General features: G+C 47.5%; 21 protein-coding genes. 12 read left to right on the top strand and 9 right to left on the bottom strand.

Features of this window, described 5'->3' with window-relative positions:
• Window positions 1–4: 4 nt before the first annotated feature.
• Window positions 5–1,000 (top strand): DUF4435 domain-containing protein, encoded by a 996-nt coding sequence (locus tag H9626_RS04365; RefSeq protein ID WP_178257155.1) that lies wholly within the window; start codon window positions 5–7, stop codon window positions 998–1,000.
• Between the two features lie 117 nt (window positions 1,001–1,117).
• Here H9626_RS04365 and pfkA read toward each other — a convergent pair whose 3' ends face one another.
• The 4 genes from pfkA to H9626_RS04345 all read right to left on the bottom strand — a co-directional run bounded on the left by pfkA (window position 1,118) and on the right by H9626_RS04345 (window position 5,292).
• Window positions 1,118–2,095 (bottom strand): 6-phosphofructokinase, encoded by a 978-nt coding sequence (gene pfkA / locus H9626_RS04360; RefSeq protein ID WP_191709679.1) that lies wholly within the window; start codon window positions 2,093–2,095, stop codon window positions 1,118–1,120.
• Window positions 2,096–2,250: 155 nt separating this feature from the next.
• Complete coding sequence (locus tag H9626_RS04355; RefSeq protein ID WP_191709678.1) at window positions 2,251–2,991, bottom strand: nucleotidyltransferase family protein; 741 nt, start codon at window positions 2,989–2,991, stop codon at window positions 2,251–2,253.
• Window positions 2,988–4,418 (bottom strand): RapZ C-terminal domain-containing protein, encoded by a 1,431-nt coding sequence (locus H9626_RS04350; RefSeq protein ID WP_191709677.1) that lies wholly within the window; start codon window positions 4,416–4,418, stop codon window positions 2,988–2,990. Before H9626_RS04350 ends, H9626_RS04355 begins: the two co-directional genes overlap by 4 nt.
• A gap of 4 nt (window positions 4,419–4,422) precedes the next feature.
• The gene (locus H9626_RS04345; protein ID WP_191709676.1) at window positions 4,423–5,292 is read right to left on the bottom strand and encodes an AraC family transcriptional regulator; all 870 of its coding nucleotides are present in this window, start codon (window positions 5,290–5,292) and stop codon (window positions 4,423–4,425) included.
• A gap of 105 nt (window positions 5,293–5,397) precedes the next feature.
• Between H9626_RS04345 and H9626_RS04340 the strand changes: the two genes are divergently transcribed.
• Together H9626_RS04340 and uxuA are read left to right on the top strand one after the other, a co-directional pair.
• A complete protein-coding gene (locus tag H9626_RS04340; RefSeq protein WP_178257160.1) occupies window positions 5,398–6,213 on the top strand; it encodes an SDR family oxidoreductase in 816 nt (271 codons plus the stop codon).
• A 32-nt stretch (window positions 6,214–6,245) separates the two neighbouring features.
• The gene (gene uxuA, locus H9626_RS04335) at window positions 6,246–7,430 is read left to right on the top strand and encodes a mannonate dehydratase (RefSeq protein WP_191709675.1); all 1,185 of its coding nucleotides are present in this window, start codon (window positions 6,246–6,248) and stop codon (window positions 7,428–7,430) included.
• Window positions 7,431–7,530: 100 nt separating this feature from the next.
• On the opposite strand, the gene uvrA is transcribed toward uxuA, so the two are convergent.
• Window positions 7,531–10,320 (bottom strand): excinuclease ABC subunit UvrA, encoded by a 2,790-nt coding sequence (gene uvrA, locus H9626_RS04330; RefSeq protein ID WP_191709674.1) that lies wholly within the window; start codon window positions 10,318–10,320, stop codon window positions 7,531–7,533.
• A gap of 385 nt (window positions 10,321–10,705) precedes the next feature.
• On the opposite strand from uvrA, the gene H9626_RS04325 reads away from it, so the two are divergent.
• The 3 genes from H9626_RS04325 to H9626_RS04315 all read left to right on the top strand — a co-directional run bounded on the left by H9626_RS04325 (window position 10,706) and on the right by H9626_RS04315 (window position 13,734).
• Window positions 10,706–11,110: a hypothetical protein gene (locus H9626_RS04325; RefSeq protein ID WP_178257163.1), complete on the top strand. Its 405-nt coding sequence runs from the start codon at window positions 10,706–10,708 to the stop codon at window positions 11,108–11,110.
• 6 nt (window positions 11,111–11,116) lie between these two features.
• Window positions 11,117–12,379, top strand: coding sequence for a clostripain-related cysteine peptidase (locus H9626_RS04320; protein ID WP_191709673.1), 1,263 nt, complete (start codon window positions 11,117–11,119; stop codon window positions 12,377–12,379).
• Window positions 12,380–12,480: 101 nt separating this feature from the next.
• Window positions 12,481–13,734 (top strand): Nramp family divalent metal transporter, encoded by a 1,254-nt coding sequence (locus tag H9626_RS04315; RefSeq protein WP_191709672.1) that lies wholly within the window; start codon window positions 12,481–12,483, stop codon window positions 13,732–13,734.
• Here H9626_RS04315 and H9626_RS04310 read toward each other — a convergent pair.
• Window positions 13,727–15,082 carry an MATE family efflux transporter gene (locus H9626_RS04310; protein WP_191709865.1) on the bottom strand — a complete coding sequence of 452 codons (1,356 nt, stop codon included), beginning with the start codon at window positions 15,080–15,082 and terminating at the stop codon, window positions 13,727–13,729. The two genes, H9626_RS04315 and H9626_RS04310, sit on opposite strands and share 8 nt — an antisense overlap.
• Before the next feature lie 99 nt (window positions 15,083–15,181).
• On the opposite strand from H9626_RS04310, the gene H9626_RS04305 reads away from it, so the two are divergent.
• The 6 genes from H9626_RS04305 (at window position 15,182) to H9626_RS04280 (ending at window position 20,557) form a co-directional block, all read left to right on the top strand.
• Window positions 15,182–15,832, top strand: a complete 651-nt coding sequence (locus H9626_RS04305) for an HAD family hydrolase (protein WP_191709671.1) — start codon at window positions 15,182–15,184, stop codon at window positions 15,830–15,832.
• 195 nt (window positions 15,833–16,027) lie between these two features.
• Window positions 16,028–16,849: a 3-methyl-2-oxobutanoate hydroxymethyltransferase gene (gene panB, locus H9626_RS04300; protein ID WP_178257383.1), complete on the top strand. Its 822-nt coding sequence runs from the start codon at window positions 16,028–16,030 to the stop codon at window positions 16,847–16,849.
• 53 nt (window positions 16,850–16,902) lie between these two features.
• Window positions 16,903–18,591, top strand: coding sequence for an energy-dependent translational throttle protein EttA (gene ettA / locus H9626_RS04295; RefSeq protein WP_178257382.1), 1,689 nt, complete (start codon window positions 16,903–16,905; stop codon window positions 18,589–18,591).
• 104 nt (window positions 18,592–18,695) lie between these two features.
• Window positions 18,696–19,247 carry a hypothetical protein gene (locus H9626_RS04290; protein ID WP_178257381.1) on the top strand — a complete coding sequence of 184 codons (552 nt, stop codon included), beginning with the start codon at window positions 18,696–18,698 and terminating at the stop codon, window positions 19,245–19,247.
• Window positions 19,231–19,629, top strand: a complete 399-nt coding sequence (locus H9626_RS04285) for a hypothetical protein (RefSeq protein ID WP_178257380.1) — start codon at window positions 19,231–19,233, stop codon at window positions 19,627–19,629. Before H9626_RS04290 ends, H9626_RS04285 begins: the two co-directional genes overlap by 17 nt.
• Before the next feature lie 310 nt (window positions 19,630–19,939).
• Complete coding sequence (locus tag H9626_RS04280; protein ID WP_191709670.1) at window positions 19,940–20,557, top strand: outer membrane beta-barrel protein; 618 nt, start codon at window positions 19,940–19,942, stop codon at window positions 20,555–20,557.
• 108 nt (window positions 20,558–20,665) lie between these two features.
• Here H9626_RS04280 and H9626_RS04275 read toward each other — a convergent pair whose 3' ends face one another.
• The 3 genes from H9626_RS04275 to clpB all read right to left on the bottom strand — a co-directional run bounded on the left by H9626_RS04275 (window position 20,666) and on the right by clpB (window position 25,456).
• Window positions 20,666–21,655: a DUF362 domain-containing protein gene (locus H9626_RS04275; protein WP_191709669.1), complete on the bottom strand. Its 990-nt coding sequence runs from the start codon at window positions 21,653–21,655 to the stop codon at window positions 20,666–20,668.
• 158 nt (window positions 21,656–21,813) lie between these two features.
• The gene (locus H9626_RS04270) at window positions 21,814–22,686 is read right to left on the bottom strand and encodes an MBL fold metallo-hydrolase (RefSeq protein ID WP_191709668.1); all 873 of its coding nucleotides are present in this window, start codon (window positions 22,684–22,686) and stop codon (window positions 21,814–21,816) included.
• A gap of 181 nt (window positions 22,687–22,867) precedes the next feature.
• Complete coding sequence (gene clpB / locus H9626_RS04265; RefSeq protein WP_178257376.1) at window positions 22,868–25,456, bottom strand: ATP-dependent chaperone ClpB; 2,589 nt, start codon at window positions 25,454–25,456, stop codon at window positions 22,868–22,870.
• Window positions 25,457–25,485 lie beyond the last annotated feature (29 nt).

Raw genomic sequence — 25,485 nt, 5'->3', positions numbered from 1 at the left:
AGCTATGGGAAAAAGATTGACTGACAACCTGTCTTCCCTGTATATCGGAGCTGCCAACAGCCTGAAGCCTAAACGTACAAGGAAGAAAATCGTAGCCTACGTGGAAAGTTACGATGATGTTTCTTTCTGGCGTTCCCTGTTGGCTGAATTTGAAGACGATACCCGTTATTTTGAAGTGATGCTGCCCTCGAGGGATACACTGGCGAAGGGGAAGAAAACCGTGCTGATGAACCATTTGGGAAAGCAGTTGGGCGAAAATATGATAGCTTGTGTAGACAGTGATTACGATTATCTGTTGCAGGGACGGACGCAGACTTCACGCTACATGCTTGAATGTCCTTTCGTACTCCAGACCTATGCTTACGCCATCGAAAATTATCATTGTTACGCCGAGGGATTACACGAAGTGTGCGTAATGGCTACTCTTAACGACCGTCAGATAATTGATTTTCCGGCGTTTATGAAACTGTATTCCGAAATAGCCTATCCCTTGTTCGTCTGGTCGGTATGGTTCTATCGAAACAAGCATCTTTCAGAGTTCTCGCTGCTCGACTTTTGTGCTTTTGTAAGACTGGAGCAAGTAAGCACACGTCATCCCGAAACCAGCCTTCAGATTATGGAAAAGCGTGTAAGGCGCAAGTTGAAAGAACTTGAGCACCGCCATGCCCATGCACTTGGCGAAATAGAAAGTCTGAAAGAAGAACTGAAAGAGCTTGGCGTTTATCCTGAAAACACTTATATGTTTATTCAGGGACATCATATTATGGATAATGTGGTGATGCGCCTGCTGCTGCCCGTCTGTACGATTTTGCGTCGGGAGCGCGAGGAGCAAATCCAGCGCTTGGCGCTTCACGAAATGCAGCTTCAAAACGAACTGACCAGTTACCAGCGCAGCCTCTTGGGGGTAGATGTGGTGATTCGTAAGAATACGAATTATAAAAACTCTCCGCTGTATAAAAAAATACAGAAAGACGTAAAGAAACTTTTGAAAATCAGTTGAATGGTCAGACCATAAACAACACGGACTGTGTGTCGTTTTGCCGTTGACGGACAGGTTTACTCTCCGTAACTTGTTCCACACAATCCGTGTTGTTTGTTATCTGTAAGCGATAAGAAATCAGATAGACAACTCGTTCAGAACCGTAATCAGACTTTTGTCGATGGGTTTATTCTTTTTTATGGCTTCGGCAAAAGGAACATAAACCACTTTGTCGTTTCGTATGCCTATCATGACGTTCCGTTGCCCTTCCATCATCGCCTGAATAGCGGCACATCCCAATCTGCTTGCCAAGATGCGGTCGCCTGCGCTGGGCGATCCACCCCGTTGCAGATGTCCTAATATTGTAACCCTAACATCGTATTGCGGATATTCTTTCTTGACACGTTCAGCGTAATAGTTTGCTCCCTTTCCCGTGGGGCTTTCTGTTACGATGACAATACTGCTGTTCTTGGTCTTTCGGAATCCACGTTTGATGAACTCTTCCAGTTGGTCGGTATCCGTCTGGTCTTCCGGTATGATTGCAGCTTCCGCCCCTGAAGCGATGGCACTGTTTTGAGCCAGAAATCCGGCATCCCGTCCCATAACTTCCACGAAGAAAATCCGTTCGTGCGAGGTAGCCGTGTCACGAATCTTATCCACACATTCCACGATTGTGTTAAGCGCCGTATCGTAGCCGATGGTCAAGTCTGTACCCCACAAATCGTTGTCGATGGTTCCCGGCAGTCCGATGCACGGAACATCGTATTCTTGTGCAAAGATTCTTGCCCCCGTCAGTGAACCGTCTCCTCCGATGATGAATAAGGTATGTATTTTTTCTTTTTGCATTACTTCGTACGCTTTTTCCCGTCCTTCAGCCGTTTCAAAATCTTTAGAGCGCGCTGTTTTCAGGATAGTACCTCCACGCTGAATGATATTGCTTACATCCTCAGTGGTAAGTTCGCGTATTTCATCGTTAATCAGTCCCTCATATCCCCGGTAGATACCTTTCACCTTGTAACCGTTGCAAATGGCGCTGCGGGTAATGGCACGAATTGTAGCATTCATCCCCGAAGCATCTCCTCCGGATGTTAAAATACCAATGTAGCCTTCTTTCATAATCAGTTTAGTTTAGTTAGTAATTAGCCCCACTTTTTTCAGGGCTCGCTAAACGGCTTACAAAAATAAGTCCACGCCTGTGTTACGTTTTCGAAAGTTAACCCTTTTTGCAGTATTTAAAAATAGAGAGCCTTAACCAGCCGACATTCTGTCATTCACGACATCCGTTTCAGGAAAGCCGCCGCTTGCGCCAAAGTGTCGGGCTTGCCGATGTCAATCAGTTGCAGGCCGGTGGCAAGGTATCCGCCAATCCGGGCTTCTTTGCAAGTTTGCAGATAGAAATCCATGATGGGAAACTTACCTTCCCACTGGTTATCCATATAGCGGAAAAGCGAAGGCGAAACCACGTGTATGCCGCTGAAAGCATATTCATTATATATATCATGGCGGTATATGAAGCCGGCAGGTTTGGTTTGTCCGGTCAGCTTGTTCAGCCATCCGCACAGACGAATGTTTGTATCGAACAATAAATAGCGGGAGGTTTCGCGCGGACTCACCAACAAGGTGGCATCGTTTCCGCTTTGCAGGTGAAAATCATACAAAGCTTTTAAATCGACATCCGAAAGTATGTCTACATTATGAACCAAAAAAGGAGCTGTTCCCGAAAAGAAAGAAGATGCTTTTTTGATTCCTCCGCCCGTATCGAGCAACTCATTGCGTTCGTCGCTGATATGAATTGTGATACCGAAGTTCTGGTTAGCATGTAAGAAATCAATAATTTGTTGTCCGAAGTGATGAACGTTCACCACCGCCTCGGTACATCCTGCCGCTTTGAGTTTCAAGATAACGTGTTCCAACATGGGGCGTCCGTTGACCGGAACCAATGCTTTGGGCGTATGATCAGTCAAAGGTTTCAGCCGCGTTCCTAATCCGGCGGCAAATATCATGGCTTTCATAGGGCTTCAAATGTTTGTTCGATGTTTTGTTCCCGGTGAATCAAATGTATTCTCACCCCGAATTTACGGTTAAGATGTTCGGCTACATGCTGAGCCGCATACACGGAACGGTGTTGTCCGCCTGTGCATCCGAAGTATACAGACAGGTGAGTAAAGCCGCGCTCCAGATAACGCGCCACATGCATATCCACCAGTGCGTCTGCATGTTCCAGAAATCGGAGAATTTCCCCATCGTTTTCCAAGAAACCGATAACAGCGGCATCACGTCCGGTTAGTTGTTTGTACGCATCATATCGTCCGGGATTATGTATCGCCCGGCAGTCGAATACATATCCTCCACCGTTTCCACTCTCGTCTGCCGGGATTCCTTTCCTATATGAAAAGCTCATGACTGTGACCGTAAGCGATTTAGGTTGCGAAACATCAGCGGAAGGTTGGGATTTCGCTTCCACGTTTCCAACTTCACAAAGTTTCCGCAATACCTTGCAGAGATAAGGATATTCGCCGAATCCCTCATCCAGCAGCACGTTCAGATTAGCGAGAGCATACGGAATACTTTCTATAAAATGCGCCTTTTTCTCAAAATTTCCCCGAAATCCGTAAGCACCGAGTACTTGCAAGGTACGGAATAAGACAAAATGGCGCAACGTATTTGAAAAGTCAGCCTCATCCACTCTGTAAAATGCTTGAAGTGCCTCTCGGTATTCTCCGATTAACTCTTGACGCAGGCTGTCCGGAAAATTTGCTTTTGCTTGCCAAAGAAAAGAAGCAACGTCGTAATAAAAACTCCCTTTGCGTCCTCCTTGAAAGTCGATAAAGTAAGGTTTCCCATCTTTTATCATTACATTCCTACTCTGAAAGTCGCGATACATAAATGTATTTGCCGGAGCGGTAAGCAAGATGTTTGCCATACGTTCAAAGTCATCTTCCAGCAGACTTTCCTGAAACTCTACCCCCGACGGCTTCAGAAAACAATATTTAAAGTAATTCAAATCCCAAAAAACACAGCGGCGGTCGAATGCAGCTTGCGGATAACATACACTGAAATCCATTCCTTCGGCACCTTCGAACTGAATACGGGGTAACAGACGGATGGTTTGTCTTAATAACAGTTTTGTGTAGTCACACAGTCCGTTGCTTTTGATGAGTTGGAAGAGCTGGGTGTCGCCTAAATCTTCTTGCAGGTAATTCATCCCGTCGGCAGATACAGCACACACTTCCGGTACGGGGATACCTTTTTGTCGGAAATGTTTAGCCATGCAGATAAAAGCATGATTTTCTTCTTTTGAAGTTCCACATACCCCGATGAGCGTCCGTTTGCCTGTGAGCCTGAAATATTTTCGGTTCGAACCGGCTCCGGATAACGGTGTTATCGCATCGGGGGCATATCCGGTATAGTTTTGGTAAAGTGTTCCTAAAGATTCCATATATTTATAAGGTATTTACTTTTTCTTTATATTGAGTAGGGGTAAGCCCTGTTATTTTCTTAAAACTGCGATTAAAAGGTGTGATTGATTCAAATCCACATTCTAAACTGATTTGCGAGATATTCAGCCGGTCGGCAGCCAAGAGCTTGCAGGCATATCCGATTCGCATTTCAAGGATGTATTGTTTGAAGGTTTTCCCTGTATGTTCCTTGAAATAGCGACAGAAAGCAGCCGGATTCATGGCAGTGAACGAGGCTATCTCGTTTAAACTGACAGGCTGTGTGTACCGCTTGTTGAGGTACGAAATGACACGCTCCATCTTTTTATTTGAAAACAAAGAAGGCGTGAGCAGATAATTAGGTGAAGCTGCATATTGTTTCTGTGGAAATGAAGCCAATGCCTGTAAGAGAGACAGAATTAAAACAATCTGGTCTACGCCCTGTGTCTGAGGTATTAGGTTGAGCATTTCTACCGTGTGAGGGGCTTGGCGTAACGAAAAAGAGATTCCCCGATGAGCGTCTTCCAGCAGGTTGCGTATGGAAGTGAATTGGATGTAGTGGGAAAAAGAGTATTGCATGAAGTCTTTTTCGAACTGGATGTTTACGCCTTTCACGTAGAGTTGTTCATCCGTGCCATATTCCGGAGCGCTCTGCATACAGTGGGGGAGTTCCGAACCGAACAAGATAACGTCGCCTTCTTGAAAGTCAATGATGTTGTCTCCCACCAAGCATTGTCCGTGTCCGCATTCCACATACATCAGTTCATATTCGCTGTGGAAGTGCCACGGATAAGTGAAACGCGGGTAGCAATAGAAGCGGGCGCGTATCGGGTTGGCATCGGTGACGGCTATTTGTTCGTTTAATATTTTCTTCATGTTGCAAAAATACGCAAATCTTTTGCAAAAATCAGCGTACTACCGTTTGTAAAATACGTGTATTTTTGTCTGAAAAGAGAATATGATAGTTTAAAGATAAAACTTATGAATGAATTATTTAGTATTGCCGGTAAGGTAGCCGTAATTACGGGAGCCGGTGGTGTGTTAGGGGGCAATATTGCCCAGCACTTTATACAGCAAGGAGCGAAAATAGTTGCTCTCGATATCCGTCAGGAGCAGTTGGATAAGCGTGTGACGGAGTTGAAACAATATGGCGATGAGGTGATCGGTATTGTAGGAAACGTATTGGACATTGCGAGTCTTCAGAAGGTGGCGGATGAAGTGGTTGCCAAATGGGGGAAAATCGACATATTACTGAACATTGCGGGCGGAAACATGCCGGGAGCTACACTCGACCCCGACCAAAATTTCTACGATATGGACATAGCTTGCTGGGAAAAAGTAACAAATCTGAATATGAACGGTACGGTTTATCCGTCGATGGTATTCGGTAAGGTTATGGCACAGCAGAAAAGCGGTTGTATCGTCAATGTTTCATCAATGGCTGCTTACAGTGCCTTGACCCGTGTGCCGGGATATTCGGCTGCTAAAACTGCTGTGGCAAACTTTACCAAGTGGCTGGCTACGGAAATGGCATTGAAATATGGCGACGGTGTTCGGGTTAATGCCATTGCGCCGGGCTTTTTTATTGGCGACCAGAACCGTCGTGTGCTGATTAATCCCGACGGAACGTTGACTGAGCGCAGCAAGAAAGTATTGGCAAAAACACCGTTCGGGCGTTTCGGAGACATTAACGAATTAAATGGCGCGGTACAGTTCTTATGCAGCGATGCCGCCAGCTTTGTAACGGGTGCGATGTTGCCTATCGACGGTGGATTCAGTGCATTCAGCGGGGTATGATGAAAAGAAGATAATGTAAGGAGGAAACAGCAATGATGGAAAAAACATGGAGATGGTTTGGAAAGAAAGATAAAATAACGCTTTCCATGCTGCGCCAGATCGGAGTGGAGGGTATTGTAACGGCTCTTCACGAAGTGCCTAACGGGGATATCTGGACAGAAGAAGCCATTAACGACCTGAAAACCTACATCGAGTCATACGGTCTGCGTTGGTCAGTGGTAGAGAGTCTTCCGGTATGTGAGGCAATCAAATACGCCGGAGCAGAGCGGGAGCAGTTGATAGAAAACTATAAAATCAGTTTGGCTAACTTAGGTAAGTGTGGGGTAAAAACGATCTGTTATAACTTTATGCCCGTAATCGACTGGGTACGTACCGATTTGCAACATCCGTGGGCAGACGGAACCAGTTCGTTGTATTACGACCGTGTGCGCTTTGCTTACTTCGATGTGAAGATTCTGGAGCGTAAGAATGCCGAACAGGACTATACCGATGAAGAACTCCGCAAAGTGGCAGAACTCGATAAAGTGATTACCGAAGCCGAAAAGGATGAACTTATTGATTCGATAATCGTAAAGACGCAAGGCTTCGTCAACGGAAATATTCGGGAAGGAGATAAGAATCCGGTGGCAATTTTTAAACGGTTGCTGGCACTGTATGAGGGTATCGACCGCGATACCTTGCGCGAGAACATGCGCTATTTCCTTGCTGCCATCATGCCGGTTTGCGAAGAATACGGGGTAAATGTATGCGTCCATCCCGACGATCCGCCTTTCCAGATACTCGGATTGCCGCGCATAGTAACCGATGAAGAAGATATAGCATGGTTCTTGAATGCGGTAGATAATCCGCATAACGGGTTAACCTTCTGTGCAGGTTCGCTGAGTGCAGGCGAGCATAACGACACGCGCGAGCTGGCACGGAAATTTGCCAAACGTACCCATTTCGTTCATTTGCGCAGCACAGAGGCCATGCCCGGTGGCAACTTTATTGAAAGTACCCACCTCGGCGGGCGCGGTCATCTGATAGATTTGATTCGTATCTTCGAGAAAGAGAATCCGGGATTGCCAATGCGTGTAGACCACGGCAGGATGATGCTGGGCGATGAGACCAAAGGTTATAATGCCGGCTATTCCTTCCACGGGCGTATGTTGGCGTTAGGTCAGGTAGAAGGGATGATGGCGGTAGTGGCAGATGAATTGAAGCGTGGAATCATCTGATAAACGATTTCATCCGTATGTTTCGGCGGGAACAGGTTCTTGATAAATTCATGGACTTGTCTTTATTAAAGATTTGTCCATGAATTTATTTTTATGCCGTTTATGCGTTTTGAGACTGTGTATGGAGCTTTTCTGCCAGATATTGCCCGGTATAAGAAGCGGCACACTGTGCTACTTCTTCCGGTGTTCCGGCAACTACCAAGTTTCCACCCTTGTCTCCTCCTTCCGGACCGAGGTCAATAACGTAGTCGGCACATTTGATTACGTCCATGTTATGCTCAATGATGATAATCGTATGTCCGCGGGTTATCAGCGAGTCGAATACTTCCAACAGTTTCTTGATGTCGTGAAAGTGAAGTCCGGTAGTCGGCTCGTCGAAAACAAAGATGGTGGGCTGTGCTTTTTCTATGCTGAGGAAGTAAGCCAATTTCACACGCTGGTTTTCGCCGCCCGAAAGTGTAGACGATGATTGCCCTAACTTGATGTAGCCTAATCCCACGCTTTGCAAGGGGAGCAGTTTTTTTACTATCTTTCTCTGGTTATGTTCGGTGAAAAACTCGATGGCTTGGTTGACTGTCATTTCCAGAATATCGTAAATGCTTTTCCCTTCGAACTTTATTTCAAGCGTGTCGCTCTTGAAGCGTTTTCCGTGACACGATTCACACTCCAATACCAAGTCTGCCATAAACTGCATCTCTACCGTTACCGTTCCTTCGCCTTTACACTCCTCACAGCGTCCGCCTTCGGTGTTGAACGAAAAGTAGCCGGCAGAGTAACCCATCTGTTTCGCAAGCGGCTGTTCGGCAAACAGTTTGCGTATTTCGTCGTATGCCTTGACATAAGTCACGGGGTTGCTTCGCGACGATTTTCCGATCGGGTTCTGGTCTACAAACTCGATGTCGCTCACCTGCTTTATGTCTCCTTCGAGTGAAATAAACTCTCCGGGACGTTCGCTTGCTTCGCTGTACTCGCGTTTCAGGGCTTTATAGAAGATGTCGCGCACCAGCGTACTTTTTCCCGAACCGCTCACTCCCGTTACCACGGTCATGACGTTGAGTGGGAAACGCACGTCGATGCCTTTCAGGTTATTTTCTCTTGCACCTTTTATTTCGATGTAATTGTTCCACGAACGATGGTTGGGCGGACAGTCGATGGTTTCCTCTCCCAGCAGGTATTTCACCGTATAACTGTTGCTGCCTTTCTTCAGGTCTTTCATGTCGCCTTGATAAACGATTTCGCCTCCTAACCTGCCGGCTTTCGGTCCGATGTCGATGATGTAGTCTGCCGCACGGATAATCTCCTCGTCGTGTTCCACTACCACCACCGTATTTCCCAACTGCTGCAACTGGCGTAATACCTTTATAAGTCGGTCGGTGTCTCGGCTGTGTAGTCCGATGCTGGGTTCATCCAAGATGTAAAGCGAACCTACGAGGCTGCTCCCCAACGATGTGGCGAGGTTGATACGCTGGCTTTCACCGCCCGAAAGCGTGTTGCTCAGCCGGTTCAGTGTAAGATACCCCAAACCCACATCCGACAAAAACGCCAGACGGTTGTTGATTTCGTTCAGCAGGCGTTGGGCGATGGCGGTATCGTGCGCGTCTAATTTCAATGTGCGGAAAAACTCTTTCAGCTGATAAACGGGCATTTCCACCAAGTCGGAAATGTTTTTTCCACCCACTTTTACGTAGTTCGCTTCTTTTTTCAACCGACTTCCGTGACATTCGGGGCAGACAGTTTTTCCCCGATACCGTGCCAGCATGACACGGTATTGGATTTTATACTGATTTTCTTCCAGCATCTTAAAGAAAGAGTCGATGCAGACTTTATCGCGCGGTCCGTGCCACAGGTAATCTTTCTGCGCCTGCGTCAGTTCATAGTAAGGGGCAAAGATAGGGAAGTCGTGCGCCGGAGCCTCGCGCAGAAACTCGTTCAGCCATTCGCTCATTTTCTCACCCCGCCAGCAGAGTACCGCCCCATCGTACACGCTCAGTGCGCGATTAGGGATAACCAAATGCTCGTCGATGCCGATAATCTTGCCGAACCCCTCACACGTGGGGCAGGCGCCTACGGGCGAGTTAAAAGAAAACATCTGGTCGGTAGGTTCTTCAAACTTGATGCCGTCTGCCTCAAACTTCGTGCTGAAGGCGTGTAGCCTGCTTTCGCCGTCGGGTTGGTAGAAGCGCAGCAGACACATGCCGTCGCCCTCGAACATGGCAGTCTCGGCAGAGTCCGTCAGTCGGCTCAACGCATCCTTGCTGTCGTCACAGCTCATGCGGTCAATCAGCAGATACACCTTGTCCGCTTCGTCATACGTATAATCTTCAATGCGTACTATCTCGCCGTCTACTTCCAGCCGGGTAAATCCCTGCTTCAAGTCCATTTCTATCTGTTCGGCAGGCGTGCGTCCGTCGCGTGGAACGATGGGCGTCAGTACGGTATATCGCGTTCCCTTCGGGTACGAAAGCATACAGTTTACGATGTCCTCCGGGCTGTCTTTCTTTACCAACTGTCCGCTGATGGGCGAAAACGTCTTGCCTACGCGGGCAAAAAGTAATCTTAAATACTCGTAAATCTCCGTCGAAGTACCCACGGTAGAGCGCGGGTTCCGGCTGATAACCTTTTGTTCGATGGCGATGGCAGGCGGAATCCCTTTTATGAAATCACATTCAGGCTTGCTCATTCGTCCGAGGAACTGGCGTGCGTACGACGAAAGGCTCTCCACGTAGCGGCGTTGCCCTTCGGCGTAAAGCGTATCAAACGCCAGCGATGATTTTCCCGAACCGGACAGTCCGGTGATAACCACCAACTTGTTTCGCGGAATATCTACATTTATATTTTTCAGGTTATTGACCCTTGCTCCTTTAATCGAGATGTAATTACTTTCAGACATGCTTCTAAACTATGTTTTTGTGAGGGTTCGTTCAAAATAAACGCAAGTTATCAAGAAAATCTTGATTGTGCAAGCAGTGAAGATATAAAAAGTGAACGTTCCGGCTCCGACAGCCTGTATGACAGGTAGTTGAGGCTGTTTTGTTTCGCGGAAAATGAAGAGAAAAAGAGGTGTGGCAAACACCTCGAAAACGCTTCGGGTAGCGTTACTCATCTTATGCGGTAGCGTTGACCGGTTCTACCCATAGAACTTGCTTACGCTTCGGGTAGCGTTTTTCAGTCCTTCTAACTCCTTTGGTTTCTTATTAAAATAGAGTAAAATAGCCGCCTCAAATTTGATTTTTATCCGTAAGTTCGTATCTTTGTAGCCTATAAATTTGAAAGTTATGCGATATACTAAGATTATTTGTTTTTTGTTTGCTGCGGCTTTTGCCGTGTCTGCGTTCAGCAAACAGCCGAAAGATAAAAATAAATACGGTGTTTACCTTGCGGGCGTATCAGCTTCGTTTGCCGATTCGCTGGTGTTTTTTACCGACATCCAGTTTGTCGACAGCGCTGCGGTCGATGAGAAAGACATGCTGGTAGGCCGCGCCTCTTACAGCTACCAGTTGAAAGATTATTTAGAGCAAAAGCAAGGCGAGCAAAACCGTACCTGCTTTATGTTCTTCAACCGCAAGAAAGCGAAGTTAGAGAAAGAGATGAAGAAGTTGAAAGAAAAATATCAGAAAGGCGGAACGTTGGTTATCCGTGATGTGGATTCTGCCTTTCATTTTGAAAAACCGGAATATTAATATCCTATGAAACGGTTGTTATATTTATGTGTAGCGATAGCCATGCTTGCTTCTTGTTCGAATGAAATCCCCGAACAGGAGGAAGCTACTTTCAGCGGGCGTACGATTCTGGCTTACTTGGTGGCGAACAATTCGGCTACCAATTTGGACAGATACTTGAAAACAAATATTCTGTGGATGTATCAGAATATGGCGATAGACTCTGATTCATGCAAGTTGCTGGTATATTATCGTCCCAATCAAAACGATGGGTTGCTTACCGAACCTTCTATCTTGGAATTTATATCAGACGGGAAAGGGCATATCAACGGACGTACGGCATTGAGTACGGAGGAGTTCAGCGATGTGTTCGGCGAAGCTACGGTACTGAAAACCTACATAGAAACAGAGGGATATAACGCTACCGACCCCGAAGTGATGATGCAAGTGTTCAGGGATATGCAGACGGCGGCTCCGAGCCAGAGCTACGGTTTGATATTCGGTTCCCATGCTTCGGGATGGATGCCCGCATCTGCTACCGTGTCACGTGCATTTGGCGATGATGACGGATATTCCATCAACATTCCCGAACTGCGCGACGTCTTGACCAATTCTTTCGCTTCAGGAAACCTTGACTTTATTTTGCTGGATGCCTGTATGATGGGTTCGGTAGAAGTCGCCTACGAGCTGCGTAACGTGGTAGACTATTGCATTGCTTCGGTTATGGAAACTCCTGCATGGGGATTCCCTTACCAACGGATGTTCCATTACTTGTCGGATACAGACGTGGATTACCAGCGTATTTGTACGGCGTTTACCGACTACTGTAAAGAATATTTTCAAAGTGTTTATAAACAAGACGGTTGGGGAACATGTACGGCAATCGATTGCAGCCGTTTGGATAACTTGGCGGATGCTGTGGCAGGCGAACTTCAGAATCATGCCGCAGATATTTCTACGCTTGATTATCAGAACATACAACAATATGGTGGAAGAGTAAATGATAGAACTGACTACCGATATTTCTCTTTCGATATAGGCGATTTCTTCAGACAGTTGAATGGCGGAACGATTCCCGCTTCCATCCAAACCGCATTAGACCAAGCCGTTATAGCGAAGAGTTGCATTCCGGGTAAGTATAGCTATTTACCCGAAGTGGATGCCGACCGTTTCTGCGGCATAGGCATGTTCTTCCCCGAATATACCGGAGTTAGAAGTAGTTGGGAAGATTATTACCGCACTTCCATATCGTGGTATCAGGCAGTGGGTTGGGACGGGCTGCTGAATTAATTTGCTTGAAGACTTCTTTATCATATAACTGCTTTTTTATTTTTGTGGGTAAACCTTGCGTGGACGTATGATGTTATGTATAAAAACAAAAAACAGTAGTTATGTGGAATTTCATTAAAGAACTGAAAAGGAAAGACCACCAGCGTTATTTGGGTGGTCTTGATTTTTTTAAATACATAGGTCCCGGATTGTTGGTTACGGTAGGGTTCATCGATCCCGGAAACTGGGCATCGAACTTCGCAGCCGGTTCGGAATTTGGTTATACCCTGCTGTGGGTGGTAACGCTATCTACCGTCATGCTTATCGTATTACAGCATAACGTGGCTCATTTGGGCATTGTAACCGGACTCTGTTTGAGCGAAGCCGCTACCCGGTATGCACCCCGATGGGTGTCGCGTCCTATATTGGGCAGTGCGGTACTTGCCTCCATCTCTACCTCGTTGGCAGAGATATTGGGCGGGGCAATAGCCTTAGAGATGCTGCTTGACATACCGATTGCGTGGGGTGCCGTACTTACCACCATACTGGTAGTAATCATGCTTTTTACCAACTCTTATAAGCGCATCGAGCGTGGAATCATCGCCTTCGTTTCGGTTATCGGGCTGTCTTTTCTCTACGAACTTTTCTTGGTGGATATTGATTGGTCATTGGCGGCACGCTCATGGGTAGTGCCCGATATACCACAAGGCAGTATGCTGATTATTATGAGCGTACTGGGAGCTGTGGTAATGCCCCATAATCTGTTCCTTCATTCCGAAGTGGTACAGAGCCGCGAATATAACAAACAAGACGATGCTTCTATCCGGAAACTGCTCAGGTATGAGTTTTACGATACGTTGTTTTCTATGGGAGTAGGGTGGGCAATCAACAGTGCGATGATATTGCTCGCTGCTGCCACGTTCTTCGTTCACCGCACTCCGGTAGAAGAACTTCAGCAGGCAAAGTCATTGCTCGACCCCTTGTTGGGCAGTCAGGCGGGAGTTATCTTCGCACTGGCATTGCTGATGGCAGGTATATCGTCCACCGTAACCAGTGGCATGGCGGCAGGCTCCATCTTTGCCGGCATGTTCAGCGAGTCATACCACATCAAAGATATCCACTCACGGGTAGGTGTCTTGCTGTCATTGGGTGTGGCGCTGGTGCTTATCCTTTTCATCGAAAACCCCTTTCAGGGCCTGATTATCTCGCAGATGATGTTAAGCATCCAGCTTCCGTTTACTGTGTTTCTGCAAGTGGGGCTTACTTCCTCGCGCCGCGTGATGGGACAATACGCCAACTCGCGCTGGAGTTCATTCGTACTTTACGCCATTGCTACCATTGTATCCGTGCTGAACATCATGTTGCTGTTCAGCTGACGGACGGTTGTTTTTGGATTTTCTTGAAGTGATAAATCAGCATCAGTACGGCAGTAATAAACGCCAGTGCGTCGGATATCGGCATACTGAGCCACACACCTTTCACGCCATAAACCGAAGGCAGGAAAGCCAGTCCCGGCAGCAGATATAAAAGCTGGCGCGAAAGTGACAGGAAAATGGATATTACCGCCTTGCCGATAGACTGGAAGAACTGCGTGATAACGATTTGCGCACCGATAACGGGAAAGACAGCAACACCGATGCGCAGCGCAAGCGTGGCTTGGTCGGTCAGTTCATGATTGTCGGTAAACATGCCTACGAATACGCCCGGAACCAGTTCGCCTGCCAGAAATCCGGCGGTGGTGATAATCGTTCCGGCGGTAATGCCTAATTTCAGTGTGTGGCGTACGCGGTCATAATGGCGTGCACCGTAGTTGTATCCTGTAATGGGCTGCATACCCATCGTAATACCCATTACAATCATTACGAATAGCATCTGGATACGGTTCAAGATACCGAAAGCCCCGATAGCGAGGTCGCCGCCATAGTTTAACAGGCGGTTATTGATAAAGATAACGATGCAGCAGGCACACACATTCATTACGAAAGGCGACATCCCGATGCTGAAGATATTGAGTATGATGGTTTTTCTCAGTCGCATTTTGGCACGTTTGAAGCGGATGTAGCTTTGCGGACTGTAAAAATGATGAAGCACCCATATCATGCCAACAAACTGCGATACGATGGTGGCGAGGGCAGCTCCCCGGATTCCCCATTCAAAAACAAAGATGAAAAGCGGAGCAAGAATGATGTTACACCCTACGGTAAGCATCGAAGACAGCATCGCTTTTTTCGGATATCCGGTAGCACGCATGATGTTGTTCAGCCCGATCATCACGTACGAAATAGGGCTTCCGAGCAAAATAACCTGCATGAAGTCGCGTGCGTAGGGCAGCGTGGCATCGCTTGCGCCGAAAAAGTAAAGAATGTCATCCAAGAAAATAAACGCTATTCCGCCATAAAACACCGCGTTTATGATGCAGAGAATGGTTACATTCCCCAAAATATGTTCTGCTCCCTGCGTGTCTTTCTGTCCTAAACGGATAGACGAAAGTGTAGCTCCCCCTACGCCCACAAGCGTACAGAAAGCAATCAGCAGGTTCATCAGCGGAAAGGTGATGGCCAATCCTGAAATGGCGAGTGCGCCTACGCCGTGTCCGATAAAAATACTGTCGATAATGTTATAAAGCGAGGTCAGTGTCATGCCGATAATGGCGGGAATAGAATATTGTAACAGTAGCTTGCCGATAGGGGCTTCGCCCAAAATATGGGGATTGTTTTCTTTCATAAAATTAGTTTTCATTAATTTTGAGGTGCAAAGTTAGGAAGATACAGCGATATTTCGGAACTTTGTGCCGTTAAATCAAACTAAAAATAAATTTTAAGAATGGACATCACGAAATGTATAGTTGCCCTCTTCGATTTCGACGGGGTGGTGATGGATACTGAATCACAGTATACGGTTTTTTGGAATGAGGTAGGAAAGAAATTCCATCCGGAATGTAAAACTTTCGGAGCAATGATAAAGGGGCAGACACTTGCTCAGATTTACGGAAAATATTTTCAGGGAATGGAAACAGAGCAAGCCCGGATTACCGAGGACTTGAACCGCTATGAGAGCGAAATGAACTATGAGTACGTTCCGGGGGTGGTCGACTTTATGCGCCAGCTGCGGGCTAACGGGGTAAAGATAGCGATTGTTACCAGTTCGAATGAAAAGAAAATGGCGAATGTGTATGCCAAGCATCCGGAGCTGAAGGAGTTGGTAGACCGTATTCTGACGGCAGAAATGTTTACCCGCTCGAAACCTGCCCCCGACTGCTTCTTGCTGGGGGCGGAGGTGTTTGGGTCTGTGCCCGGAAACTGTGTGGTTTTCGAGGATTCTTTTCACGGGCTTGAGGCTGGAAACGCGGCTGGCATGGCGGTGGTAGGACTGAGTACCACGAATCCGAAGTCTGCCATCCAAGACAAGTGCCAGCTGGTTATCCCCGATTTCACTTCATTTACGTATGCCGACATGATGGCGCTGCTCGGATAACCGGACTTTTTTAGGCTGAAAAACCTTTCGGGATGAACTATCAGGTTCTTGGGCTTGTTTTCCTTAACGCTACCGCATGGGATGGTCCGTTCTTCCGCATGTGTTTTTAGCGTAAAATCGGCTCACTTTTAATGATTATCGTTTTACAAGATTATATTCTATAAATCAGTATTTTAACCTATAAATAACAAAGATATGGCAGGATATTTGTCGGGTGATACCCGTAAAGTAACAACTCACCGTCTGTTTGAGATGAAGCAGCGGGGAGAAAAGATTTCGATGCTTACTTCTTACGACTATACCACGGCTCAGATAGTAGACGGGGCAGGAGTGGACGTGATTCTGGTAGGCGACTCAGCTTCTAACGTAATGGCGGGAAACGTAACTACGCTTCCTATTACGGTAGACCAGATGATTTATCACGGCAAGTCGGTTATGCGCGGTGTCAAACGTGCGCTGGTGGTGATTGACATGCCTTTCGGTTCGTATCAGGCAGACCCCTATGAGGGGGTAAGCAACGCCATCCGCATGATGAAAGAAACCCATGCCGATGCGCTCAAGCTGGAAGGGGGCGAAGAAGTAATCGATGCCATCCGTCGCATCATCGGTGCGGGCATTCCGGTAATGGGACATTTGGGACTGATGCCTCAGTCTATCAATAAATACGGAACTTATACCGTGCGTGCCAAAGAGGATGCCGAGGCGGAGAAGCTGATTCGTGATGCTCACTTGCTGGAAGAGGCAGGATGTTTCGGTCTGGTACTTGAAAAGATTCCCGCAAAACTGGCGGAACGTGTAACAAGCGAACTGAGTATTCCGGTAATCGGTATCGGAGCCGGGGGAGCGGTAGACGGACAAGTGCTGGTAGTGGCCGACATGCTGGGAATGACGAAAGGTTTCAGTCCTAAATTCCTGCGCCGTTATGCCGACCTGCACACGGTAATGACCGATGCCATCGGACAATACGTGGCAGATGTCAAGTCGTGCGACTTCCCGAACGAGGCGGAACAATATTAATTTCCGGCTCGCCTTGTCACCTGAATAGAAACCTCAAAAATGATTATAAGAATATGGCAGACGACAAAAAAATTATCTTTTCAATGGTTGGAGTGAGCAAATCATTCCAGAACAACAAGCAAGTATTGAAAGACATCTACCTTTCTTTCTTCTATGGTGCGAAAATCGGTATCATCGGTCTGAACGGTTCGGGTAAGTCTACCTTGATGAAAATTATTGCAGGGTTAGACACCAGCTATCAGGGCGAGGTGGTATTCTCACCGGGATATTCGGTTGGTTATCTGGCACAGGAACCGCAGCTTGACGATACGAAAACGGTAAAAGAAGTTGTGATGGAGGGCGTACAGCAAGTAGTGGACACGCTTGCCGAGTACGAGGAAATCAATAACAAATTCGGACTTCCGGAGTATTATGAAGACCCGGAGAAGATGGATGCGCTCTTTGCCCGCCAAGCCGAACTGCAAGACATTATCGACGCTACCGATGCGTGGAACCTCGACAGCAAGTTGGAGCGTGCGATGGATGCTTTGCGCTGTCCGCCCGAAGACCAGTTGGTGAAACACCTGTCGGGTGGAGAACGCCGCCGTGTGGCTTTGTGCCGCTTGCTGCTTCAGAAGCCTGACGTGTTGCTGCTCGATGAGCCGACCAACCATTTGGATGCCGAAAGCATCGACTGGCTGGAGCAGCACTTGCAGCAGTACGAAGGAACGGTAATCGCTGTTACTCACGACCGCTATTTCCTCGACCATGTGGCTGGCTGGATTCTGGAACTTGACCGCGGCGAAGGTATTCCGTGGAAAGGAAATTACTCAAGCTGGCTGGAGCAGAAGACCAAACGCATGGAGATGGAAGAGAAAGTGGCAAGCAAACGACGCAAAACGCTGGAACGCGAGTTGGAGTGGGTACGCATGGCTCCGAAGGCTCGTCAGGCGAAAGGTAAGGCACGTTTGAACTCTTACGACAAGTTGCTGAACGAGGATGTGAAGGAAAAAGAAGAAAAACTTGAAATCTTTATTCCGAACGGACCGCGCTTGGGTAACAAGGTTATCGAGGCGAAACATGTGGCGAAGGCGTATGGTGACAAGCTGCTGTTCGATGACCTCAACTTTATGCTTCCGCCCAACGGCATTGTGGGTGTGATAGGTCCGAACGGCGCAGGAAAAACAACCTTGTTCCGTCTGATTATGGGACTCGAAACTCCCGACAAGGGCGAGTTTGAAGTAGGCGAGACGGTGAAGGTGGCATACGTAGACCAGCAACATAAGGACATAGACCCGAACAAAACGGTATATCAGGTAATCAGTGGCGGAAACGACATCCTGCGCATGGGAAACCGCGATGTGAATGCCCGCGCATACCTTAGCCGCTTCAACTTCTCCGGTTCCGACCAAGAAAAGCTGTGCGGAATGCTTTCGGGCGGTGAGCGTAACCGCCTCCACTTGGCTATGGCACTGAAGGAAGAAGGCAACGTATTGCTGCTCGACGAGCCGACCAACGACATCGACGTCAACACGCTGCGCGCACTGGAAGAAGGTTTGGAAGACTTTGCCGGATGCGCCGTGGTAATCAGTCACGACCGTTGGTTCCTCGACCGTATCTGTACCCACATCCTTGCTTTCGAGGGAGACAGCCAAGTGTTCTACTTCGAGGGTTCGTACACCGAATACGAAGCAAACAAGCTGAAACGTATGGGCAACGTAGAGCCTAAGCGCGTACGTTACCGCAAGCTGATGGAAGATTAACCTCCGCTTGTTCGTTTCACTGTATTGATACACGGATTATGCGGCGAGCCGAATCGGTTTCCGCATAATCTGTGTTTCGTTCACTCTCGATAACCTGTGTATATATGAAATCCTTGTTACCCGTTTTCACCCTGTGGCTTACGCTGGTAAGCACCCTCTTTTCTTGCCGGAACAGCGAGCCTTTGCCGCTCATGCTCCGTCAGGTATCCGATTATGTCGATACCCGTCCCGACAGCGCACTGACCGTATTGCGCCGCATGGACTTATCCGAAATGCCGGAATCCCATTGCGCTTACTATGCCATTTTGTTGGCTAAAGCCACCGACAAAAGCGAACAATCCTTACTACCCTGCGATTCGTTGCTGAACGTTGCCATCGGCTATTACGACGACAGCGACCTTGAAAAGGCATTCGCCTTGCTCTATAAAAGCCGTTTGCAAGGCGAAATGGGTGAACGTCAGGAAGCCATAGCCAATGCATTGAAAGCACTGGATGTTTTGGAAGATTATCCGCAGGAGACACGTTGCCGGTTGTTACTGTATAATTCACTGGGGGGATGGTATGCCAACAGCAATTTTCAAGTTAAGTATTCTGCAAAAGGCAATAAAAGAACACCAATCTGTTATTTCCTTGTTGGAAATGCAGATAAGAGATAAAGACTTAGAGGTTGGTAGTCGTGAAGAAAAGATTCGTCAGTTAGAAAAAGAGCAGTTGAATTTGCGCAGTTGGCTGTTTGAGCAAAGTAGCATTTATGCGAAAATACAGAAATTGTCAACTCAGAAATGTAAAGAGAAAGAGCGAAAAGTCCTCACAATGACGGAACGTTCGCATTTGTACGATGTTATTTGGAGAATATATGATGATTATATATGCTCCATGAAAGAGAAATATCCCCGGCTGACAGATGAAGATTTACTTTATCTTTGCCTTTCGCATACTAACCTTGACTCTCTCTCTATTGCTTTGTGTTTGGGATTTTCTAATACGCAACCTATAAACCAACGGAAATATCGTCTGAAAGAGAAGATGAAACAATAAAAACTCTTATTCGTTATAGTTGTAAACTCTTATTCCTTAATAATCAACGCTATACGTCTTTATGATGTTATAGCGTTTTTTTTATGTTCTCTTGCGAATGTCCTACTTTTGTCCCCGTAAACTTTTACCAATGGCAGGCAAAATTTACCTTCGGAAGCACCCGAAAACGCAACCGTTAGCGTAACCTGTTTCTTGCGGATGCGTTGGTCGGTTCTACCCATAGGACAGGCCTGTCTTTCGAATAGAATTTTTACGACTTTAATAAGACCGGAAAACTTAAACAGATTCCTAAAAATAAAATAATGTAGTTATGAAGAAAAAAGTATTGATTCTTGTTTTGACAGTATTGTCAGTTTTTCCTGTTGCGGCACAAAACCGTTGGGGAGTGACAGGAGGATTGGGTTGGTCTTTCAGTTGTACGGATAAGGCGGACTTTGACGGGGCACGACCCGGATTTTACCTCGGCGGACTGTATGATGTGAAATTGAGCGAACAGTGGTATTTCCAGCCTCAACTGTTGTTTACACGGACAAGCCACCGCATCAGCATAAGCGATGTGAAAGGCTTTAACGACGTTTACAGTTTGGAGCTTCCTTTGCAGGTAGGTTATAATATTCCCCTCTGTCCGTTCGATTTGCGCGTGTCGGGAGGTGTATTTGCCAACTACAAGCTGTTTGGCGTGATGAAAGATGTAAACGTGGAGTCTGACCTGACATCCGGTACATCGAAAGTAACCGAAGGCAAACGCGATTCTTATTCCATCGGCGGACGCGACCGCTTCAACGGGGGTGTTCAGCTTGGCGTTACGCTGAACCATAAGCATTGGTTCTACGGATTAGACGTGAAGTATTCCTTCCTTCGCCGTAATCAAGAATACAGAGAACCCCGCCGCTTGCTGTTCCGCATAGGCGTGGGCTATAAATTCTAACCTTCCCATCCTTTTAACCTTTTTATAAATCACATGGCGGATAATGTAATCTCTACATCATCCGCCATTAAGCTGACGTTAAGTTATTGAATCGGATAGGTTTTCGTCTTAATCCAGTGTTATAAGTTCATATTTTTGGCTGCCCATTCCCAACGCCTCGGCATGGTCGAGCGTGTGCATCCCGTGGCGCGAGTCGATGCGTTCGATGAGGTGGATTTTCCCGTGGTCTTTCGATGAGCGGACCAAATCAGTGCAAGCCCTGTCGAGCGCAACGGGGTCGAGCGAAGCAAGAATACCTATGTCACCCATCTTCGGATCTTCGGGCGAAGAATCACAGTCGCAGTCGACCGACAGATTATTTGCCACACTTATATATAAAATATTGTTGCCGCAATGGTCTGCCACCGCTTTCGCAGCCTCAGCCATCGATTCGAGGAAATCATCCTGTTCCGGCAAGTTGCCCCACATTTCGTCCGGATTCTTGGTTTTCCCCGCCGAGTGAATCCATGCTTTCCCGTGGGATGAGGCAATACCGATAGACATGTTTTTGATGGCTCCTCCGAAACCACCCATCGCGTGCCCCTTGAAGTGCGACAGGATGATGGTAAAATCATAATTCAAATAGTCTTTCCCAACAAAGTCTTCCTTCAGGTGCTTGCCTCCTGTTACCGGAAGCGATGCTTCTCCTTCGGCATCCATGATTACTACTTTGGCTATCTTGGTAAACCCGTGGTCTTCGGCAGCCTTCAGATGGTCTTCCGTACTCGAACGCTTGCCGGCATACGCCGTGTTACATTCCACGATGGTTCCGTTCACCTCCTGTACCAGATTCTTTATCAGTTCGGGCTGAAGGAAATTGTGTCCGCCCGGTTCACCCGTCGACAGCTTTACGGCTACGTTGCCTTTCGCCTCGCGGCCCAATGCCTTATAGATTTTCACCAGATTGTCTGCCGAAATCTCTTTATACATATATACTTTCGGAAGGTTGGCTACCTTGTCAGCCTCTTCTTTTCCGGAGTCTTTAGCCTGAAGGCAACTTGTTCCGACCAGCATCGCCAGTGAACATACCGCCATACGCATACAGTTAATCAGTTTCATACGCAATGTTATTTTGATGTGTTATTACAATATTTTCATGATGCAAAATTACAGCCGAAAAACTTATATCCATGTAGATAAATTACCGAAATAATAACCCGAATTACAGCTTGCTATGTAGTATCCCTATATAAGAGGAATAACGTCCGGAAGGTTAGTTATTCGGGTTGTAAGAAAGCCGGTGCGGGCAGGTGCATTCCCGCCATAACCAGCTTGTTTTCCTGTACGTAGTTTAAGATGCGTACGCGCGTTTCTGCGGCTTTTTTCTTATCCATATCATAGTTGGCACAGTATTCGGGATGAGGCTTCTGTAATGCCGCCCCGTGCATTAAGTCGCCCGCCACAAGCACCTTGCCCACCTGAAAAGCCGTATGTCCGGGTGTGTGTCCGGTTGCATCAATGGCGATTACGTTTCCGGGCAGGGTATCTCCGAACTCGAATAAGTGAAGGTGGTTTTTATACTTCTCCATCGTCTGCATCGCTTGTGCTTTCTGTTGTCCGGGCATGTTCATCCACGCATCATATTCCGTTTTTGAAACATAAACCTCGGCGTTGGGAAACACAATGCTGTCGCCTTTCAGCATTCCGCCGATATGGTCTCCGTGTAAATGGGTGAGGTATAGGCAGTCAATATCATTGGGAGTCATACCTATTGATTCCAGTCCTTCGGCAAGCCTGCTGTCTGGTGCTCCCAGTCCGGTATCGAATAAAATACGCAGGCTGTCCGTCTTAATAACGAACGTACTTACGCTGGAGGGAATGCCCGCTTGCAATGAAAGTTGGTTGACGATGCTGTCGGGAGCATCAGAGAACAAGCTGCGAGGCATGAGTTTGTCTTCTGCGTTGTCTTGTATCCATGTTATTGTTACATTGCCGGCTTGTAAGGTTTGTACGCCCGATGCAGCAGCAGTAACCGGGGCAGGCTGAGTTTCATTCTCTTGTTTCTTTTGTGCATTTCCGCCACAAGCCGATAGCAGAAAGGCCGATGCAAGTAGCAGCCCTGCACCTTTCTTCAAATAATTATTTTTCATACGAATGAGATTTTAAAATCGTTCTATCCGCAAAAATAACATATTCTCTTGGATATCTTGTAGCTACCCGCAGGCTGAGTTCCTTAAATTCGGATAAAAGATACCGGATGCGGGACAAAAAAAGAGGGGATTGACCCTCTGAAAGAGCCAATCCCCGTTGTGGTTAAGTATTTGGGATTTATCAGTTGCGGAACATCAGTCCATCGCTGCTCCGCTCCACGATAATCGGTTTCGTGCGGTCTACTTCCTGTGAAAGCAGTTTCTTCGACAAGTCGTTCAGCAGGTAACGCTGGATGGCACGTTTTACCGGACGCGCACCAAATTCGGGGTCGTAACCGGCGGTAGCGATGAAGTTGATGGCTTGGTCGCTCAGTTGCAACGTTACGCCGTTTTCCTCCAACATCTTCCGGATGCCATTTATCTGCAAGCGCACGATTTGTTCTATCTGAGGCTTGTTCAACGGTTGGAACATGATGATTTCATCGATACGGTTCAAGAACTCCGGGCGTATGGTTTTCTTCAGCATGTTCAGCACTTCCGTCTTCGTTTCCTCTACTATCTGGTCGTGGTTAGCATCCGTTATCTTCTCAAACTGACTCTGGATGTACGCACTGCCGAGATTCGAAGTCATGATGATGATGGTATTCTTAAAGTTCACCGTCCGTCCCTTGTTATCCGTCAGACGTCCGTCGTCCAACACTTGCAGCAAGATGTTGAACACGTCGGGGTGAGCCTTCTCGATTTCATCGAACAACACTACCGAATACGGTTTGCGGCGCACTGCCTCGGTAAGCTGACCGCCTTCATCGTAACCTACATATCCCGGAGGCGCACCAATCAATCGAGACACTGAATGCTTTTCCTGATACTCGCTCATGTCGATACGTGTCATCAGCGACTCGTCATCGAACAGGTATTCTGCCAATGCTTTCGCCAACTCTGTTTTACCGACACCCGTGGTACCGAGGAAGATAAACGAACCAATCGGACGCTTCGGGTCTTGCAGTCCGGCACGGCTGCGGCGGACGGCGTCTGCCACTGCCTGAATAGCCTCGTCCTGACCCACTACACGCTTATGCAGTTCGTCCTCCAAGTGAAGCAACTTGTCGCGTTCACTCTGCATCATCTTGCTTACCGGTATTCCCGTCCAGCGTGATACCACGTCGGCAATGTCTTCGGCGGTAACTTCCTCTTTAATCATGGCGTTGTCGCCCTGCTTGCGTTTCAAGTCCTCTTGGATGCTTTTTATCTCATTCTCTAAGGCTTGCAACTTACCGTACCGGATCTCTGCCACTTTTCCGTAGTCGCCTTCCCGTTCGGCACGTTCCGCTTCAAACTTCAGTTGTTCTATCTGTTGCTTGTTCTGCTGAATTTTGTTCACCAGTTCCTTTTCGCTCTGCCATTTAGCCTTGTACGACGTTTCCTGCTCTTTCAGCTCGGCTATTTCTTTGTTCAGCTGAGCCAATTTCGCTTCGTCTTTCTCGCGCTTGATAGCTTCGCGTTCTATTTCGAGCTGTTTTAACCGACGCTCTATTTCGTCAAGTTCCTCCGGAAGCGAGTCGCGTTCCATTCTCAGTTTAGCAGCCGCTTCATCCATCAGGTCGATTGCCTTGTCCGGCAAGAAACGGTCGGTAATGTAACGGTTACTCAACTCTACCGCAGCGATAATCGCCTCATCTTTGATACGTACCTGATGGTGGTTCTCGTAACGCTCCTTCAGTCCACGCAGGATGGAAATAGAACTTGCCGTATCCGGTTCGTCTACCATTACGGTCTGGAAACGACGCTCCAGCGCCTTATCTTTTTCAAAATACTTCTGATACTCATCGAGGGTTGTCGCACCGATGCTTCTCAGTTCGCCACGTGCCAACGCCGGTTTCAGGATGTTTGCCGCATCCATTGCGCCTTCACCCTTTCCGGCACCCACCAGCGTATGAATCTCATCGATGAACAAGATGATGTTTCCTTCCGATTTCGTTACCTCGTTGATAACCGATTTCAGTCGTTCCTCAAACTCACCTTTGTATTTTGCACCCGCAACAAGCGCACCCATATCCAGTGAGTAGAGCTGCTTGTTCTTCAGGTTTTCAGGCACGTCGCCACGCAGGATACGTTGCGCAAGCCCCTCTACGATAGCCGTTTTACCCGTACCCGGTTCACCTATCAGAATCGGGTTGTTCTTGGTTCGGCGGCTCAAGATTTGCAGTACCCGGCGGATTTCCTCGTCACGTCCGATAACCGGGTCGAGCTTTCCGTTACGCGCCGCTTCGATGAGGTTGACGGCATACTTGTTCAGCGACTGGTAAGTGTCTTCGCTCGACTGCGACGTTACTTTCTGTCCCTGTCTCAGTTCCGAGATGGCAGCACGCAGTTCCTTATCTGTCATGCCCGCATCCTTCAACATGGTAGACACGGTACTTTTCACGTTCAGCAAAGCGAGGATGATAGCCTCCAGCGAAACATATTCGTCGCCCAGTTCCTTTGAGTATTCCACAGCTTTCTGCAATACCTCGTTGGTGTCGCGGCTCAGGTAAGGTTCTCCTCCCGATACCTTCGGCAGCGAAGCGATTTGCCTGTCAAGTACCGTAGCGATTTGCTGACCGTTCATGCCCAGTTTCTGGAAGAGGAAATTTGTAACGTTTTCTCCTACTTTCAGCACGCCTGCCAGCAAGTGTTCCGGTTCGATGGCCTGCTGTCCGTTGGTCTGTACCAAGTTGACAGCCTGTTGCACCGCTTCTTGCGATTTGATTGTAAAGTTGTTAAAGTTCATATAATGTTCTCCTTTCTATTTTTATCAGG

Source organism: Phocaeicola faecium, from assembly GCF_014837055.1.
Classification (GTDB): domain Bacteria; phylum Bacteroidota; class Bacteroidia; order Bacteroidales; family Bacteroidaceae; genus Phocaeicola; species Phocaeicola gallinarum.
This window is presented reverse-complemented; position numbering and strand designations above follow the sequence as displayed.